This window comes from Enterococcus sp. AZ048 (assembly GCF_051715125.1).
GTDB classification, from domain to species: Bacteria; Bacillota; Bacilli; order Lactobacillales; family Enterococcaceae; genus Enterococcus_A; species Enterococcus_A gilvus.
This window is the reverse complement of sequence record NZ_JBIOTD010000001.1, coordinates 714,537-731,241: the sequence shown is the minus strand read 5'-3', so window position 1 is coordinate 731,241 and position 16,705 is coordinate 714,537. Positions and strand designations below refer to the sequence as shown.

General features: G+C 40.1%; 21 protein-coding genes and 2 tRNA genes. 1 reads left to right on the top strand and 22 read right to left on the bottom strand.

Annotated elements, in window-relative coordinates; all coding sequences use genetic code 11:
• The first annotated feature begins 49 nt into the window (after window positions 1-49).
• Window positions 50-658, top strand: coding sequence for a TetR/AcrR family transcriptional regulator (locus tag IGI66_RS03685; protein WP_438847631.1), 609 nt, complete (start codon window positions 50-52; stop codon window positions 656-658).
• A 51-nt stretch (window positions 659-709) separates the two neighbouring features.
• On the opposite strand, the gene IGI66_RS03680 is transcribed toward IGI66_RS03685, so the two are convergent.
• The 22 genes from IGI66_RS03680 to atpB all read right to left on the bottom strand — a co-directional run bounded on the left by IGI66_RS03680 (window position 710) and on the right by atpB (window position 16,432).
• On the bottom strand, window positions 710-880 hold the full coding sequence (locus IGI66_RS03680; RefSeq protein WP_205242131.1) for a hypothetical protein: 171 nt from the start codon (window positions 878-880) through the stop codon (window positions 710-712).
• 328 nt (window positions 881-1,208) lie between these two features.
• Window positions 1,209-1,280 (bottom strand) — tRNA-Gln (locus IGI66_RS03675).
• A gap of 1 nt (window position 1,281) precedes the next feature.
• Window positions 1,282-1,365: transfer RNA gene (locus IGI66_RS03670), tRNA-Tyr, on the bottom strand.
• Window positions 1,366-1,446: 81 nt separating this feature from the next.
• Window positions 1,447-1,677 carry a DUF2969 domain-containing protein gene (locus IGI66_RS03665; protein WP_010781575.1) on the bottom strand — a complete coding sequence of 77 codons (231 nt, stop codon included), beginning with the start codon at window positions 1,675-1,677 and terminating at the stop codon, window positions 1,447-1,449.
• A gap of 76 nt (window positions 1,678-1,753) precedes the next feature.
• Window positions 1,754-2,398 (bottom strand): CBS and ACT domain-containing protein, encoded by a 645-nt coding sequence (locus IGI66_RS03660; protein ID WP_288227632.1) that lies wholly within the window; start codon window positions 2,396-2,398, stop codon window positions 1,754-1,756.
• Window positions 2,399-2,401: 3 nt separating this feature from the next.
• Entirely contained in the window at window positions 2,402-3,103 is a 702-nt protein-coding gene (locus IGI66_RS03655; RefSeq protein WP_010781577.1) for an ABC transporter ATP-binding protein, read from the bottom strand.
• Window positions 3,103-3,879, bottom strand: a complete 777-nt coding sequence (locus IGI66_RS03650) for an ABC transporter ATP-binding protein (protein WP_010781578.1) — start codon at window positions 3,877-3,879, stop codon at window positions 3,103-3,105. Before IGI66_RS03650 ends, IGI66_RS03655 begins: the two co-directional genes overlap by 1 nt.
• The gene (locus IGI66_RS03645; RefSeq protein ID WP_086305765.1) at window positions 3,860-4,834 is read right to left on the bottom strand and encodes a branched-chain amino acid ABC transporter permease; all 975 of its coding nucleotides are present in this window, start codon (window positions 4,832-4,834) and stop codon (window positions 3,860-3,862) included. Before IGI66_RS03645 ends, IGI66_RS03650 begins: the two co-directional genes overlap by 20 nt.
• 9 nt (window positions 4,835-4,843) lie before the next feature.
• Window positions 4,844-5,722: a branched-chain amino acid ABC transporter permease gene (locus IGI66_RS03640; protein WP_086305505.1), complete on the bottom strand. Its 879-nt coding sequence runs from the start codon at window positions 5,720-5,722 to the stop codon at window positions 4,844-4,846.
• 74 nt (window positions 5,723-5,796) lie between these two features.
• Complete coding sequence (locus IGI66_RS03635; protein WP_010781581.1) at window positions 5,797-6,960, bottom strand: ABC transporter substrate-binding protein; 1,164 nt, start codon at window positions 6,958-6,960, stop codon at window positions 5,797-5,799.
• Between the two features lie 435 nt (window positions 6,961-7,395).
• On the bottom strand, window positions 7,396-7,692 hold the full coding sequence (gene yidD, locus IGI66_RS03630) for a membrane protein insertion efficiency factor YidD (protein WP_431377931.1): 297 nt from the start codon (window positions 7,690-7,692) through the stop codon (window positions 7,396-7,398).
• A 148-nt stretch (window positions 7,693-7,840) separates the two neighbouring features.
• Window positions 7,841-8,017 carry a DNA-directed RNA polymerase subunit beta gene (locus IGI66_RS03625; RefSeq protein ID WP_010781583.1) on the bottom strand — a complete coding sequence of 59 codons (177 nt, stop codon included), beginning with the start codon at window positions 8,015-8,017 and terminating at the stop codon, window positions 7,841-7,843.
• 11 nt (window positions 8,018-8,028) lie between these two features.
• Window positions 8,029-9,330, bottom strand: coding sequence for a UDP-N-acetylglucosamine 1-carboxyvinyltransferase (gene murA, locus IGI66_RS03620; protein WP_010781584.1), 1,302 nt, complete (start codon window positions 9,328-9,330; stop codon window positions 8,029-8,031).
• Between the two features lie 45 nt (window positions 9,331-9,375).
• Entirely contained in the window at window positions 9,376-9,609 is a 234-nt protein-coding gene (locus IGI66_RS03615) for a DUF1146 family protein (RefSeq protein ID WP_086305503.1), read from the bottom strand.
• A gap of 370 nt (window positions 9,610-9,979) precedes the next feature.
• Window positions 9,980-10,414 (bottom strand): F0F1 ATP synthase subunit epsilon, encoded by a 435-nt coding sequence (locus IGI66_RS03610; RefSeq protein ID WP_010781586.1) that lies wholly within the window; start codon window positions 10,412-10,414, stop codon window positions 9,980-9,982.
• Window positions 10,415-10,427: 13 nt separating this feature from the next.
• Window positions 10,428-11,828, bottom strand: coding sequence for a F0F1 ATP synthase subunit beta (atpD, locus tag IGI66_RS03605; RefSeq protein ID WP_438847625.1), 1,401 nt, complete (start codon window positions 11,826-11,828; stop codon window positions 10,428-10,430).
• Between the two features lie 22 nt (window positions 11,829-11,850).
• The gene (locus IGI66_RS03600; RefSeq protein ID WP_044926041.1) at window positions 11,851-12,756 is read right to left on the bottom strand and encodes a F0F1 ATP synthase subunit gamma; all 906 of its coding nucleotides are present in this window, start codon (window positions 12,754-12,756) and stop codon (window positions 11,851-11,853) included.
• Between the two features lie 15 nt (window positions 12,757-12,771).
• Window positions 12,772-14,298, bottom strand: a complete 1,527-nt coding sequence (gene atpA / locus IGI66_RS03595; RefSeq protein WP_010781589.1) for a F0F1 ATP synthase subunit alpha — start codon at window positions 14,296-14,298, stop codon at window positions 12,772-12,774.
• 19 nt (window positions 14,299-14,317) lie between these two features.
• Window positions 14,318-14,863, bottom strand: a complete 546-nt coding sequence (gene atpH / locus IGI66_RS03590) for an ATP synthase F1 subunit delta (RefSeq protein ID WP_010781590.1) — start codon at window positions 14,861-14,863, stop codon at window positions 14,318-14,320.
• Entirely contained in the window at window positions 14,853-15,374 is a 522-nt protein-coding gene (gene atpF / locus IGI66_RS03585) for a F0F1 ATP synthase subunit B (RefSeq protein ID WP_114523979.1), read from the bottom strand. Before atpF ends, atpH begins: the two co-directional genes overlap by 11 nt.
• Window positions 15,375-15,469: 95 nt before the next feature.
• Window positions 15,470-15,685 carry an ATP synthase F0 subunit C gene (atpE, locus tag IGI66_RS03580; RefSeq protein ID WP_010746753.1) on the bottom strand — a complete coding sequence of 72 codons (216 nt, stop codon included), beginning with the start codon at window positions 15,683-15,685 and terminating at the stop codon, window positions 15,470-15,472.
• A 33-nt stretch (window positions 15,686-15,718) separates the two neighbouring features.
• Complete coding sequence (gene atpB, locus IGI66_RS03575) at window positions 15,719-16,432, bottom strand: F0F1 ATP synthase subunit A (protein ID WP_010781593.1); 714 nt, start codon at window positions 16,430-16,432, stop codon at window positions 15,719-15,721.
• Window positions 16,433-16,705 lie beyond the last annotated feature (273 nt).

Below are 16,705 nucleotides of genomic sequence, written 5' to 3'. Positions count from 1 at the left end.
ATAAGCAACAGTCCAGCTTTATTTGTTGGAAAAATGAAAGGAAATTCCTATGGCAAAAAAAATAGACCTCCGAGTTAAGCGAACAAACAAAATGATTATGGAAGCTTTTATTCATTTAGTAGAATTAAAAGGTTTCGATAATATTACTATTCAAGAGATCGCAGACGAAGCAATGATCAATCGTGCGACATTTTACGCTCATTTTAAAGACAAACAAGACCTGTACGATTTTATTTTTAAACAAGCCGTCGATGCTTTTGCATCTGTTCTAGATCCTGATCAAATTGTCCAAGGGAATCGATTGAAGGTTCGCAAAGTAGAAATGGTGTTAAAAAATATTTATGAACAGATTCAAGACAATCGAAAATTCTTTTTGACAATCATGGATGCTTCAGGCAATGAAATTCTGCGAAAAAAAATTGCAGAAATCTTGGATGTTAAGTATTCCCATATTTTTAATCGCTTAAAAATAACTGAAAACGATATTGAAGTTCCATTAGATTTTATCATTGAGTATATGACTTCGATTTTCGTCGGCACTTTGCACTGGTGGATCACCAGTGATACTACTATGAGCGCAGACAGTCTCTCTAAGTTAGTCGTCAAGCTTGTGGGAAATGGGCATTTAACCATCTTAGGTATTGAAATCGATCATTAAACTTAAAAAGAGGCGTCCAGATAATAATTCTGGACGCCTCTTTTCGTTTTATTAATGGTTTTTCGCTTTCCATTTAATTGTATGGCGCGTTGGACGGACCGTTCTTACGCGGGGTACTTGTCCTTTTTCTTTCGTTACTTCTAGCGAATTGTCTTTGATTGTACTATAAACCTTTGCCACAGTATCTGTAAGCATCTCTTTGATCTCTTCTACTTTATTCATCCTAATGAACCCCTTTCTACTAAAAAATATTCCTATCTCCCTTCTAAATGTAGCGTAAATGATAGAAGGCTTCAAGCAAGAGAACTTTTTTTCTTCGAGATTTCTAAAATATCACAGTAAGAAATTTTTTAATCATTTATTATTGTAGGAATGTCATCGATCTGCACCCGTAAAATATTCGAGATCCTTTTACCTGCTTTTGTTATTCAATCATTCGCTGTCAAAATAAATCTACTGGTTTCAATCTTAAAAAATTATTTGAATGAATTGTTGTTTTATCTTTCAATAAAACAAAAAAAACGAGCTGCCTATGCAACTCGTTGAACAACTGGGGTAGCTGGATTCGAACCAACGCATGAGGGAGTCAAAGTCCCTTGCCTTACCGCTTGGCTATACCCCAATGGTGGAGGAGAGTGGATTCGAACCACTGAACCCTAAGGAACGGATTTACAGTCCGTCGCGTTTAGCCACTTCGCTACTCCTCCAGCTAGGTTTTTATTATTTAAAAACCCGACTCAGTTATAATACCTAATCTTCAAAAAAAATGCAAGTATTTTTTTCAAAAATTATTCATGTAAATTCCAGTTACGGATCAAGGCTTCGACCCCATCGTCCAGAGTCTTAAAACTCCCTAGTAAATGCCCGTCATTGTAGGCTTGAAAATTTTTATTGTCGGGAATAATTTCACCGATTGTTTTTTTTCCTATTACTAATTGCGTAACTGTTTCTTTTTTTCCTTCAATCAAACGATCTTCTTCTTTGAGTTGAACTTGAATATCTTTGTTCTTTTTAGACATAGCTTTCCCTCCGTCTTTGACTAGTTTATCATACCACAAAAGAAAAGGACAACCGAGTGATCAGTTGTCCTTAAAATTACACTTGCGTCGTTGCTGCTCGTACGACTTCATAACCATTGTCAGTCAGAAGCTGTTTGATTTCTTCTACTTGTTTACTGGCTAATTGGATTTCTAAAATCGTTGCAGTTGATTGATGATCGACGATGACCGTCAAAATGCTAAAGTCATGATCTGCTAAGATTTTTGCTACTCTAGCAAGTACGCCTTTTTTATCCTCTAAAATCTTTAGCTGAATCCGCGTGCCGCCTTCATGATAACCCGTCAGTTTCAAAAAGGCATCGAAAATATCGTTATTGGTGATGATTCCAACCAATTGCTCTTTTTCTAATACGGGTAACACATTGATTTTATTTTGGCGCATTAAATAGATTGCGTCTTCCAGTTCTGCATTCGGAGAGATCGTCTTGACATCCTTGATCATCACATCTGCTACAACTGTTTTGTTCAATAAATAATTGACTTCGTGGACGCTCAAGCTTGTCGCTTTTGATGGCAACGCTTCTTGAATCGTCCCTTCTGTGATCAGGCCTGCTACCTGCCCGTTATCAATGACTGGTAAGCGATGAATATCATGCTTTTTCATCAAATCAACCGCATCGAAAATTTTAGTATCTGGTGTTACTGTCACCAGTTTTTCTGTCATAAAATCTTTTACACTCATGTTTTATCCCCCTAGATAAGCTTTCTTCACTTCTTCACTTTCTAGCAATTCTTGACCTGTTCCAGACAGTACGACTTTCCCAGTTTCTAACACATAGCCGCGATCAGCAATTGAAAGAGCCATTTTGGCATTTTGTTCAATTAACAAAACCGTAGTTCCTTGCTTTTGAATTTCTTGAATGATATTAAAAATTTCTTGGATGAAGATCGGTGCTAAGCCCATTGAAGGCTCATCTAGCAATAGCAATCGTGGTTTAGACATCAGCGCTCTTCCCATCGCCAGCATCTGCTGCTCTCCACCTGACAGGGTTGAGGCATCTTGACTCAAACGTTCCTTTAAAATCGGAAACTTTTCGTAGACGTGGTCGTAATCTTTTTGAAGGTCGCCGTCTTTTCGTAAGTACGCGCCCATCTCTAAGTTCTCTAAAACGGTTAATCCTGGAAATACGTGGCGCCCTTCAGGAACTTGAGAGATCCCTTGCGCAACGATCCTTCTTGGAGCTTTCTTTTGAATCGGTGTCCCTTCGAAAGTGATCGTTCCTTTAGAAGGCTGATTCAATCCTGAGATCGTGCGTAAAATCGTCGTTTTGCCGGCACCGTTGGCTCCAATCAATGACACGATTTCTCCTTGATTCACTTCAAAGCTGACATCGCGTACCGCCTGAATCATGCCATAATGAACAGAAAGATTTTCAATTTTCAGCATTATAGCTCACCTCCAAGATACGCTTTAATGACTTCTGGGTTGTTTTTGATTTCATCAGGGTCACCCTCAGCTAAAATGCGTCCATATTCTAATACATAAATTCGTTCACACACATCCATAACTAAACTCATGTCATGCTCGATCAATAAAATAGTAATTTCGAATTCCTTTTGAATTTTTCGGATAAGCAACGTCAATGCTGCTGTTTCTTGAGGATTCATTCCGGCTGCCGGCTCATCTAAAAACAAGATTTTTGGTTTTGTCGCCAATGCTCGCACGATCTCTAATCGACGTTGTTCCCCGTAAGGCAAGTTACGGGCTAGATTTTCAGCTTTATCTTGCAAATCAAAAATGGCTAATAATTTCAGTGCTTCTTCTTTTAGTCGTTCTTCCTTGTCATAAAAGGCTGGCAAACGAAGTACACTTGAGACAAAACTTTCTTTATTTTTACTATTCATCGCAATCAATACGTTGTCGAGAACCGTTAAATCTTTAAATAAGCGAATATTTTGAAAGGTTCGACTCAATCCTAAATCAGCGATCGCATAGGGCTTTTGTCCATTCAAACGATGGGTCTTCCCCTCTGCTTCTAATAGAACATCCCCTTCGCTGGGTTCATAGACGCCGGTGATCAAATTGAATAGTGTCGTTTTTCCAGCACCATTGGGACCTATCAAACCGACTAATTGATTTTCTTCTAATGCGATATTGACATTGGAGACCGCCGCCAACCCGCCAAAGTTTTTCGTTAAATCTTTAATTTCCAACAGAGGCATTTTGGTCATCTCCCTTTTTAAACTTATCAACGATTTTCTTCACAGATAATTCTTTCGTACCTAACAATCCGCCCGGCTTAAAGATCATCAAGATGATTAAAGCCAACGCGTAAATAATCATTCGTAAAGTTCCGAAGTCTTGCAAATACATATTGATAATCCCTAAAAGAATTGCTGCGATAAAAGTACCCGTCACACTGCCGATCCCTCCTAATACAACTAAAATCAATATATCGACTGATTTTGTGAAGGCGAAATCTTTAGGTGCGATAGATTGCAAATAGCCTGCATATAATGAGCCTGCGATACTTGCTGTCATCGCTCCAAAAGCGAATGCCATAACCTTATATTTAGTCGTATTCACACCCATTGCTTCGGCAGCTATCTCATCTTCACGTATAGCCATTGTCGCACGACCCGCACCAGAGCGAATATAATTGACAATAAGAAGCGTAGTGATTGCCATGAATCCATAAACCATTTGCCAATCAACAAAAGGCTCGATCCCAAACAACCCTGAAGGGCCATTCGTGATATCTTTAAAATTGATCAATAGTATCCGAATGATTTCAGCAACACCTAATGTCGCGATCGCTAAATAGTCGCCACTTAATCGAAGAGTTGGAATCCCAACTGCTACAGCGACGATTCCAGCTAAAATGACACCCACCGCCATTCCTAAGAAAAATCCTCCGTAGGTCGGCATACTCATAGAAACGAGTGCTGCCCCATAGGCGCCAATTGCCATAAATCCGGCATGACCTAAAGAGAACTGCCCGGAAAAGCCAATAATCAAATTCAAGCCAACTGCCAGAATAACGTTGATCCCAATTTGAACGAGAATATTATCTAAGAATAAATTGACCATACCAGCAGAGTAAGCCACGTACAGTGCCACGTAACCCAAGACGATCAAAGCTAGCCAAATCAAATTGTATGTTAAATTCTTTTTCATTTGATCCACCTACACTTTCTCTTTCACATGTTTGCCTAAAATACCGGCAGGACGAACTAATAAAATCAAAATCAACACCGCGTAAACCACCGCATCTTTAAAATCAGAGAATCCTAATGCCGTTGTCAGTGTTTCAATCAACCCAATCACAAAGCCACCTATAGCTGCACCAGGAATGATCCCGATACCGCCTAACACTGCCGCGATAAAGGATTTCAGTCCGGGAATGTATCCCATCATTGGATCAATCGAGTTATAATAGAGCCCGATCATCATCCCGCCTGCCGCAGCAAGTGCTGAACCCAAAGCAAAGGTAAAAGAAATTGTTCGATTGACATCAATTCCCATTAATTGGGCGGCATCCGTATCCACACTTACTGCACGCATCGCTTTTCCCATCTTGGTTCTTTGGACGATCAGATTCAATGTGATCATCAAAAATAGGGACAAGCCTAAAATCAATAATTGAATATTTGAGACCCGTAAGAAGCCTAAATTGTAGACCTGCAATTTAATTACTTGCGGGAATGGTCGTGTTGTTGAACTGAAAAAGTAAATCATCGTATTTTGCAATAAGTACGATACCCCAATTGCTGTAATTAAAGCCGCGATCCGTGTAGAATTTCTTAACGGTCGATAGGCTAAAAACTCAATCGCTACCCCTAATATCGCACTTCCCGCCATTGATAAAACAAGTGCTGGGAAAAAGCCCATATTGAATTGATTGATCAGAAAATAGCCGATAAATGAACCAATCATGTAGATTTCACCATGTGCGAAGTTAATCAATTTAATAATTCCATAAACCATCGTATAACCTAATGCCATCAGTGCGTAAACACTTCCCAGAAAAAGCCCATTGACGATTTGCTGTATAAATACTTCCATCTTTATCACATCACTTTTCTAAAAAATAAAGGCAAGACAAGCCTGCTTGTCTTGCCTTGCCTGCTTCCGATTTCTTATTGATTTACGGTTTCAGCAGAAGATTCTTTTCCATCTGTTAGTCCAAGTACAACTAATGGTTTCACAGGATTGTGGTCCTTATCCATGGAGATCTTACCAGTAACACCTTCAAAGTCTTTCAATCCAGCTAATCCTTTTTGAATCGCTTCTGGTGTCGCTTTGCCTTCATCTTCGATTGCTTGTTTGATCATGTAAACAGAATCATAAGCCAATGCGTTGAATGAAGATGGTTGTCTGCCATATTTTTCTTCAAAAGCTTTTACAAATGGTTCAACTTTATCTGTTGCTGGTGCTTTTGTTGAGAAATGACCTGTGTAATAGACGTTTTTAACGTTGCTAGCGCCTGCTGTCTCAACAAGCTTCTCATCACCAAAACCATCTGCACCAATGATTGGTTGTTCGATACCCATTTCACGCGCTTGCTTGATGATCAAGCCAGCCTCTGTGTAGTAGCCAGGAACATAGATAACGTTAAAGTCTTTGTCTTTGATCTTCGTCAGCATCGCTTGGAAATCTTTATCGTTCGCTGCAAAATTCTCTTCGGCTACGATTTTGCCTTTATAAGTATCCTTAAAGGCTTTTGTCAATCCAATCGCGTAGTCGCTTGAGTTATCTCCCAAAATTACTGCTTTATCAGCTTTCAAATTGTCTTCTGCATATTTCGCTAAGATGACCCCTTGAGAACTATCTTGGAAACACGCACGATAGATATACTCTTGTACTTTTCCTTTTTGAACAGTAATGGCATCATCTGTTCCTGAAGGTGTGATCGCAGGTACTTTTGCTTTTGTTAAGTTCGGCAATGTTGCTTTTGTCGCGCCTGATGTTGCTGGTCCAACAATCGCTACAACTTCATCCTTTGTGGTCAAGTTGGCCGCTACTGAAGCTGCTTCGTTATTATCTGACTTATTGTCTTTAGAAACGTATTCGATTTTCTTTCCATCAATGCCGCCGTCTTTATTGATTTCTTCGACTGCTAATTTGACACCCTCATTTTCTGCTTCACCATAAGCAGCTACTGCTCCTGATAATTCGAAGTTCCCACCAATTTTGATCGTCTTCGCATCCTCACTGCTGCTGTTATCGTTAGCTTTAGGCGACCCGCATGCGCCAAATAAAAACAACCCTGCTGCCAATGCCGCTACTGTTCTTTTTTTCATCCTGTTACCCCCTAATAAAATAATGATAATTCGTTAAGATAATAAAGAATATATAGGAAAAAACTCTCACTGTCAATTAAATTTTCTGAATATTTTAATAATTCAGCAATTCGCAAACAATTTATAGCGCTTACAATACTATAACACACTTATTAGATAACTAAAAAAAGTCCTTCTAACTTTAAACCAGTTAGAAAGACTTCTATAAAATAACACCTAGTATTAGTAATATAAACTCTTTTTTTATCGGATTTTTTCACTTGTTACTCTCGATTTTTGAGTTTCACTTTTTATTCACCCTTCAGAACACTCATTCATGATCAGCTTCTAAGTCTATTTATGAAAAAAGCATTGTTAAAGCTTAGATTTTGTAAAGCTTCGCACCTTTAAAAATGGTATCCTCTTAAATTTGCGGCATTCTCTTTACGATCCTTTTTATTCTCTCGCTTGTTTTCTTTGCATTGAATAATCCGGTTCTTCACGATCGATCGTGTTTTTCCGTAATGAGAAACGAATAGGTACATAATCCAGCCCAGCTTTAGCAAAAGGATGGCAGCGCAAGATTCGAGCCGTCCCCATCAAAACTCCTTTAGGCGCCCCATGAACTTGAATTGCCTTAATCATATAGCTAGAGCATGAAGGGTAATACCGACAAGAAGGCTGCTTCAGCGGAGATATGAACCGTTGATAGCCATGGACGAGTCCGATCAATCCTTTACCTATAAAACTCATATGTTCACCTCAACATTTCTGTTCCATACATGAATAGTTATTGTAAATCTTTCGCTGATAAACTGAAAAAAGTTGAACCAAAAAAGGATTGCACCCAGTATCGGAGCAACCCTCTTAGTTCAACTCTAACTTGTCATTGTTCACACGGTTAGTGAACAAATTCCAAAATATGCCGCCATACGCCAGGCATCAATACTTTAAAAGGGTTGCCGCCGCCCATTGCTCCGTAGCCGATCATACTGCCTACGACAAATAATAGGACCCCCGCAAGTAAAATGGCGACGATTCGAATCAAGCTACGTAAAATGTGTTCACCTGAACTCATACACCCACTCCTTAAGCTAAGACAGCTGTTGCGTTAGTCGGTTTCTTACTTTCATTATCTACCCGTTCAACATCTGCACCTAATAGTTGCAGTTTTGTATGGAATTGGTAATATCCACGATCCAAATATTTCAAGTTACGTACTCGGGTAATGCCATTTGCACGCAGACCAGCTAAAACAAGGGCTGCTGCTGCACGTAAATCTGTCGCATAAACTTCCGCACCTTGTAACTCTGTTCCACCTTTAATCAACGCTACATTATTGTCAATTTTGACCTGAGCATTCATACGTTGCATTTCTTCTAAATGTTGGAATCGATTTTCAAAAACAGTTTCCGTCGTGGTGCTGACACCATCAGCAACCAATTGGATCGCAGTCATTTGAGCCTGCATATCTGTTGGGAAGCCAGGGTGAGGCATCGTTTTGATATCCGTTGCTTTAAGCACTTTAGGACCAATCACACGCAATCCGTCGTTTTCTTCAGTAATCTTAACACCCATCTCGATCAATTTAGAGATCAAAGGGCGATTGTGTTCAGGAATTGCGCCATCGACCAATACATTGCCTTGGGTCATCGCAGCAGCAACCATGAATGTTCCAGCTTCAATACGATCCTGTACGATTGGGTGAGAGACCGCATGAAGATGATCTACCCCTTCAATACGCATTGTTTCTGTACCAGCACCGTGGATGCTCGCACCCATCTTATTCAAGAAGTTGGCAAGATCAACGATTTCAGGTTCGCGAGCAACGTTTTCGATCACAGTCGTTCCTTTTGCTTTTACAGCCGCCATCATAATATTTTGAGTTGCGCCTACACTTGGAAAGTCTAAATAGATCGTATCTCCAACTAGTTCATCAGCGATTGCTTCAATATAGCCATTTTTTTGGATGATTTTTGCACCTAGCGCTTGGAAACCTTTTAAATGCAAATCAATTGGGCGTTTGCCAATCGCACATCCACCTGGCATCGCAACTTTCGCATGTCCATTTCGAGCCAATAACGGTCCCATCACAACGATCGATGCCCGCATTTTACTTACATATTCATAAGGTGCTTCCACATTTAATTGACGTGTTGCATCTACAGTAATTTCTTTTTTATCTTCGTTAAAAACGACGTCCGTATTCAAATAACGAATCACTTGATTCATGGTAAAAACATCAGATAAAATCGGAACATTACTTAATGTGGATGTTCCTTCCTCAGCTAATAAAGTCGCAGCTAAAATTGGCAGTACCGCATTTTTTGCTCCTTCAATATGTACTGTTCCATTTAATTGTTTGCCACCACGAACGATGATCTCTTCCATTGTATTCCCTCCAAAAAAGCTAATCGATTGCCTCATATATGTACCTTAACTAAATGTCAAAAATATATTTTTGCATAAAAGAATGATTTCTAAAAAAAACGTACTACAAGCAAATCCCAGCGCAATGGCTAACATCAGAATTGCAAGACGAACCTGAGTTTCTTTAAATGATTTAAACAGATTCTCTATGCGCAAAGATCTTAATGACCAAAAAGCCAAATAAATAAAAGAAAAATGCGACACGATCCGAACGATTGCATCAATTCCAAATACTTGCATTATTCGTTTCCTTTCAAAAAAAATCAACAGTTGGATTATATCACAGATTTATATAAAGAAGAACACTTTGCTCACTCAAAGAGCTGTATAGAAACTTTTAAAAAACTTAATATTTGTTCTTCAAAAAAAATCTATCTTCCTTATTTTAAAAAGGTCTTTTAAAAAAATTTCCCTATAAAAATTGCGCATTCTTTAGAGAATATCTTCTTCTCTGCGATAAAAAAACAAAAAGTCATTGTTTTCACTATCTCTCAATATTCTAAAATTCGATAAAAAAATAAAATGTTTATAGAAAAAGGTTGAATCGATGGTATCGATTCAACCTTATAAAGGTCAGTGCATCAAAATGCTTCCTATGATGCCTCCATTTTTAACGATGTTTTGACACTTTGATTCGATTCATAGCACGATGCAAAGCAACTTCGGCACGACTTAATTGATCCGTGTCTTCCTTTTCACGCGCTTCTTGAATCCGCGCTTCCGCACGTTGTTTTGCTCTTTCAGCACGGGAAACGTCGATGTCGCGTTCACGTTCAGCCGTGTCCGCAATGATTGTGAGGACATTGTCCCGAACTTCCATGATCCCGCCGTTCACTGCAATCCAGTCTACATGTGTATCTGAATCTGTTCGACGAATGCGAACTTCATCAATCGCAAGAGGCGCAATGATCGGTGCATGATTTGGTAAAATACCAATTTCACCAGCGACCGTTTTAGCAACGACGATGGTTGCATTATGATCATAGACATTGCCATCTGGAGTAACAACGTTCACTTGAAGAACTTTGTCTTTTTCTTGTTCCATCGGGCACCTCTTTCTAGTAGCCTAAAGTTTTCGCTTTTTCGATGACGTCTTCGATTGTCCCTACACTACGGAATGCATCTTCAGGAAGATCATCGTATTTTCCTTCAAGGATTTCTTTAAAGCCTTCAATCGTTTTTTCAACAGGCACATACGAACCTGGCTGACCGGTGAATTGTTCAGCTACGTTAAAGTTTTGTGACAAGAAGAATTGGATACGACGAGCACGAGATACGATTACTTTTTCTTGGTCAGACAATTCATCCATCCCTAAGATTGCGATGATATCTTGTAATTCTCGGTAACGCTGCAATACACGTTGAACTTCTGTTGCCACACGATAATGTTCTTCTCCTACGATTTCAGGTGCTAAAGCACTTGAAGAGGAAGCCAATGGGTCAACGGCTGGGTAGATCCCTTGTTCCGTTAGCTTACGTTCCAAGTTGGTTGTTGCATCCAAATGGGCGAAAGCTGTTGCTGGCGCAGGGTCAGAGTAGTCATCGGCGGGTACATAAATGGCTTGGATCGAAGTGATCGAGCCTTTTTTCGTTGACGTGATGCGTTCTTGTAATTGTCCCATTTCAGTTGCCAATGTGGGTTGGTACCCAACGGCTGACGGCATACGACCTAGCAAGGCAGAAACTTCTGATCCAGCTTGAGTGAAACGGAAGATGTTGTCGATAAACAGCAACACATCTTGTCCTTCTTCGTCACGGAAGTATTCAGCCAATGTCAAACCAGTCAAGGCAACACGCATACGTGCACCTGGCGGCTCATTCATTTGTCCGAACACCATGGCTGTTTTCTCAATAACGCCAGAGTCCTTCATTTCATAATAAAGGTCGTTTCCTTCACGTGTACGTTCGCCAACACCGGTAAATACAGAAATCCCACCATGTTCTTGAGCGATATTATGAATAAGTTCTTGAATCAAGACGGTTTTACCAACACCGGCACCACCGAATAATCCAACTTTACCACCTTTTAAGTAAGGGGCTAATAAGTCGATAACCTTGATCCCAGTTTCTAAAATTTCATTACTTGTACTAAGTTCTTCGAAGGTCGGTGCTTTCTTATGGATACCGCTTCTCTCTGCATCCTCTGGGAAAGGTGCCTCTTTATCAATTGTCTCCCCTAGAACGTTAAATACACGTCCCAAAGTCTCTTTACCTACGGGAACAGAGATAGATTTGCCAGTATCGACAACTTCCATTCCGCGTTGTAAACCATCAGTAGCTTCCATAGCGATTGTGCGAATAACACCATCACCAAGTTCCAAAGCAGCTTCAAGAACAACTTTTGTTTTATCATTTTTATAAACGATCAACGCATTGTTGATGTCTGGTAAGGATTGATCTAAAGAAAATTCCACGTCGACAACGGGACCAATAACTTGAACAATCTTGCCTGAACTCATGTTTTTTCCTCCAATCTCGAAATTATTCTAATGCGGAAGCCCCGCCGACAATTTCAGTAATCTCTTGGGTGATCGCCGCTTGACGAGCCCTATTGTATGAAATCGTTAAATCATCAATGATCGAACCCGCGTTATCTGTCGCAGTCTTCATTGCCGTCATCCCAGCAGCATGCTCCGCTGTTTTGGCATCAACGATGGCTCCGTAAATCAAACTTTCAGCATATTGCGGAAGTAATTGATCAAGAATTGCTTCTTTTGAAGGTTCGAATAGATATTCTTCACGATACGTCTGTGCTTCAGTTGGGTCTAAGTCAGAAATAGGCAGCATTTTTTCTACCCGAAACTGGCTAGACAATGAATTGACGTGATGGTTATAGCATACGTACAATTCATCGAAGACTTGGTTCTCATACATACTGGTCGTCATGGAAACGATCTTTCGCACTTCTTCAAAGCTTGGTTGATCCGATAAATTGCGTAATTCATAGGCCAATTTAACACCACGAGCTTTGAAAAAGTCCGCCCCGGTTCCACCAATGGCTAACAAAACATATTCATCGGCAGAATCATGATCATCTTCAAGCATCGTCATGGTCTGTTTCAAGATTGAGCTGTTATACCCTCCGACCAAACCACCATCAGAAGTAATCACAATATAGCCCGTTTTTTTAACCGGACGATTCAACAACATACTGTGGTAGTTGATTCCGCCTAATTCACGACCAGAATTGGCCAACTCGGTTAATTCACTTGCTGTTAAGTGCGTCAATACTTCACGTACTTTTGAAGCATAGAGTTGAAATTTTGCTGAGTAGGCTTCTGATTTCGTCAATTTAGATGCTGATACCATTTGCATAGCGTTGGTGATTTGACTAGTTTTCTTTGTCGATGCAATCCGTGTTTTGATTTCATTTAAGGATGCCATGATTTTTTCTCACCTCGATTATGCTTTTTCTTGGTTAGCTGAAGAAGCGTCAAAAATATCTTTGAACTCTTGGATCGCTCCATCTAGTTTCTCTGTATCTGGCAGATCCTTCGTATCACGAATTGTCGCAAATAGATCAGAGTGATTTGTTTCCAGATATTCAAATAATTGTGCTTCAAAATCTAAAATACTATTGACTGGAATACTATCAAGCACGCCATGAGTCAAGGCATAAAGGATCACTACTTGTTTTTCAACAGGAAGCGGATCATGAAGTTTTTGTTTCAATACTTCAACTGTTCGACGTCCACGATTTAGTTTTGCTTGCGTCGCTGCATCTAAATCAGAACCGAATTGAGTGAAGGCTTCTAATTCACGATAGCTGGCAAGGTCCAAACGAAGAGTCCCAGCAACTTTTTTCATTGCTTTGATTTGTGCGGAACCACCTACACGAGATACAGATAAACCAGCATCTACGGCTGGACGAATACCTGCGTAGAACAAATCATTTTCTAAGAAAATTTGTCCGTCAGTGATTGAGATGACGTTGGTTGGAATATATGCCGAAATATCTCCAGCTTGTGTTTCAACAAATGGCAAGGCAGTCAATGAACCGCCGCCTAATTCATCAGAAAGTTTTGCTGCACGTTCTAGTAGACGTGAGTGCAAGTAAAAGACATCCCCTGGGTAAGCTTCACGACCTGGCGGACGACGTAATAGTAATGACAGTTCACGATAGGCAACGGCTTGTTTTGATAGATCATCAAAGACTACCAATACGTGTTTGCCATTATACATAAACTCTTCACCCATAGCTGTTCCAGCGTAAGGCGCAATAAATAATAGCGGTGCAGGTTGAGAGGCGCCCGCTGTTACGACGATTGTATAATCCATAGCACCGTATTTACGCAATGTTTCTACTTGTGAACGTACCGTGGATTCTTTTTGTCCAATAGCCACATAAATACAAATCATATCTTGACCCTTTTGATTAATGATCGTATCAATAGCAATGGATGTCTTACCAGTCTTACGGTCACCGATAACTAATTCCCGTTGGCCGCGACCGATTGGAACTAATGCATCAATGGCCTTCAAACCTGTTTGCATAGGTTCTGACACAGATTTACGTTGCATAACGCCCGGAGCCATTGCTTCGACTGGACGTGTTTTACTTGTTTCAATAGGTCCCATACCATCAATTGGTTGACCTAAGGGGTTAACGACGCGTCCGATCATGTTATCCCCAACAGGGACTTCCATGATTTTACCGGTACGTTTTACTTTGTCTCCTTCACGAATGGACTCAAATTCACCTAGAACGATAATACCGACATCGTTGCTTTCTAAGTTTTGTGCCATTCCGTAAGAGCCGTTAGAAAACTCTAGTAGTTCTCCGCTCATTGCGTTTTCTAATCCATGGGCACGAGCGATTCCGTCCCCGACATATGTGACTGTTCCGATTTCCTCAACAGACAACTTATTATCATAATTTTGAATCTGTTCTTTGATTAAAGCACTGATTTCTTCTGCTTTGATGGCCATTCATTTCACCTCTTCTTCTCTACTTTTTACTAAGTGCTGCTCGTAGACCATTTAATTGGCTGGCGAGGCTGCCGTCGATCACTTGATGATCGGCTTCAACAATGACACCGCCGAGAATTGATTCATCAACAAACGGGGTTAACGTGGCCTTCTGGTAGCCAAAAACATCAGCGACTTTCGCTTCAAGCTCTTGTTTCTTATCTTCAGAGAGCGGAACAGCTGTTGTGACTGTTCCGTGTGCGATTTTATTTAATTCATCGTAACGACGTTCAAATTCATCAATCATGAATGGAAGATCGTCGCTGCGATTGTATTCAAAAACAACTAATAGAAAATTTTTGACGATCCCATCAAAGCCGCCAGTAAAAGCATCCATAATTGCTTTTTTCTCGGCGCCTTCTAAGCGTACATCCGTTAAAATATTTCCTAGATCAGGAATTTCTTTACAGATTGCTCGGACAGTCAGTAGCTCTTGATAAACAGCGTCCACAGCTTTATCTTCGATCGCCAGTTCAAATAAAGCCTTACCGTACCGTTTACCAACAGTGTATTTATCAAGCTTCATGTTTCGTGTTACCCAACTTGTCCATATAGTTGTTGATCAAATCTTGATGAGCTTCTTGTGACAGCTCTTTACTCAAGATTTTTTCTGCGATTTGTAGAGAAAGTGTTGCCACATCATCTTTAACAGAAGTCAACGCATTTTCACGTTCGTCTTTGATTTCCGATTGCGCGCGATCTTTCAATCGCGTGACTTCTTCTTTTGTATCTTTGATGATGTTTTGGCGGCTTAATTCGCCACTCTCTTTCGCATTTTTAATAATATCTGCCGCATCACTACGGGAACTTGCCAACTGAGTTTCACGTTCTTTTTCTAGCTCAGCTGCTTTGATCCGAGAGTTTTCGGCAGAATCTAGATCATTGGCGATCTTATCTTCGCGTTTTTTTAGAATGTCTTGAACGGCACCCCACGCAAATTTTTTCAATAGCGCCATTAGAATCACGAATGATAGCGTAACGACGATTAAATTACCGAGCGTTGCATTGACAGCCTCAGCAATTACTAGATTCAGCATACTCGGTCTTCCTTTCTGTTCTTCTCCATTACAGAATCCTCAAACGGGATCTGCGCTCACCTCTAAGATGAGACTCAACAAAAAAGCGTCGATTATTAACCTTGGAAAACCATCAACATACCTAATACGACACCCAGAATTGGCACAGCTTCGATCAAACCAACACCGATGAACATTGTAGAACGAATTTGACCTGACATTTCTGGTTGACGCGCCATTGATTCAATTGCCTTTGAGATTACTTGTCCGTTACCATAACCAGCCCCAATTGCGGCTCCCATGATTGCGATTCCTGCACCGATAAAGTTCATAATAATTTTCCTCCTAAAAGTGTGTGTGTGTTATTATTCTACCTCGATTTTATGACTGATATAAACCATAGATAGAGTGGTGAAAACAAATGCTTGGATACTACCAATAAATAGTGAGAATGCGATCCAAATCATTTCAAGTGGAATAGCGAACGGCAATGTCCACCATCCGGCGCTTGTGACCATACTTGCAATGAGTGAAAGCAATACTTCACCGGCAAAAACGTTCCCGTAAAGACGTAGCCCTAACGTGATAACATTTGTAAATTCTTCCATCAACTTAATAGGAAATAATCCTGTCGGTGTAAAGAAAGAATTTTTCACGTAACCACCAAACCCGAGTTTTTCTGTACCCAGATAATTTGCTAGGACCAATACGAGTAATGCCAATCCCATCGTTACAAAGGGGTTTGCAGTTGGACTCTTCCAAAACGTCACATTGTCTCCAGTGACGATCTTCGTGACGAGTCCGATTTGGTTTGCTACAAAAATAAATAAGAACAACGTAAATGAGAACAAACTAAAATTTCTGACTTCTTTACGAGGCATGTTGTCACCAACAATGTTCGTTGTAAAATCAATGACCCACTCAATTGCGTTTTGCTTTCCTTTGGGTTTCAATGATAGGTTGCGTGTAAATGCATAGACAAGGAAAAAGACAATTACGCATGTCACAATGATCATTGTCGTTACCGTACCATCAAACCATATGGGACCAATATGGAAAAACCAAGATTTTTCATCCAATCCAGTTCACCTCTCTTCCCAGCGACTCGCGTCAGCTAGTGCCTGCTTAGCGCTGCTCCTCAAAATACTATCGTATGTTACCACCAGAGAAAGAAAATTTCAAAGAATTTTCCTAAAAATTTCCGAATAAGTCGAGGTTAATTTCTCTCACGTTATTTTATTTCTCTTTTTCCTTCTCCAATAGCTGATTTAGCCCACAAAAAGGCTAGTATAGATTGTACCTAATCGTATCAAAATCCATTGTGAAGTAAAGAAATTCTCCCTAAATATGCG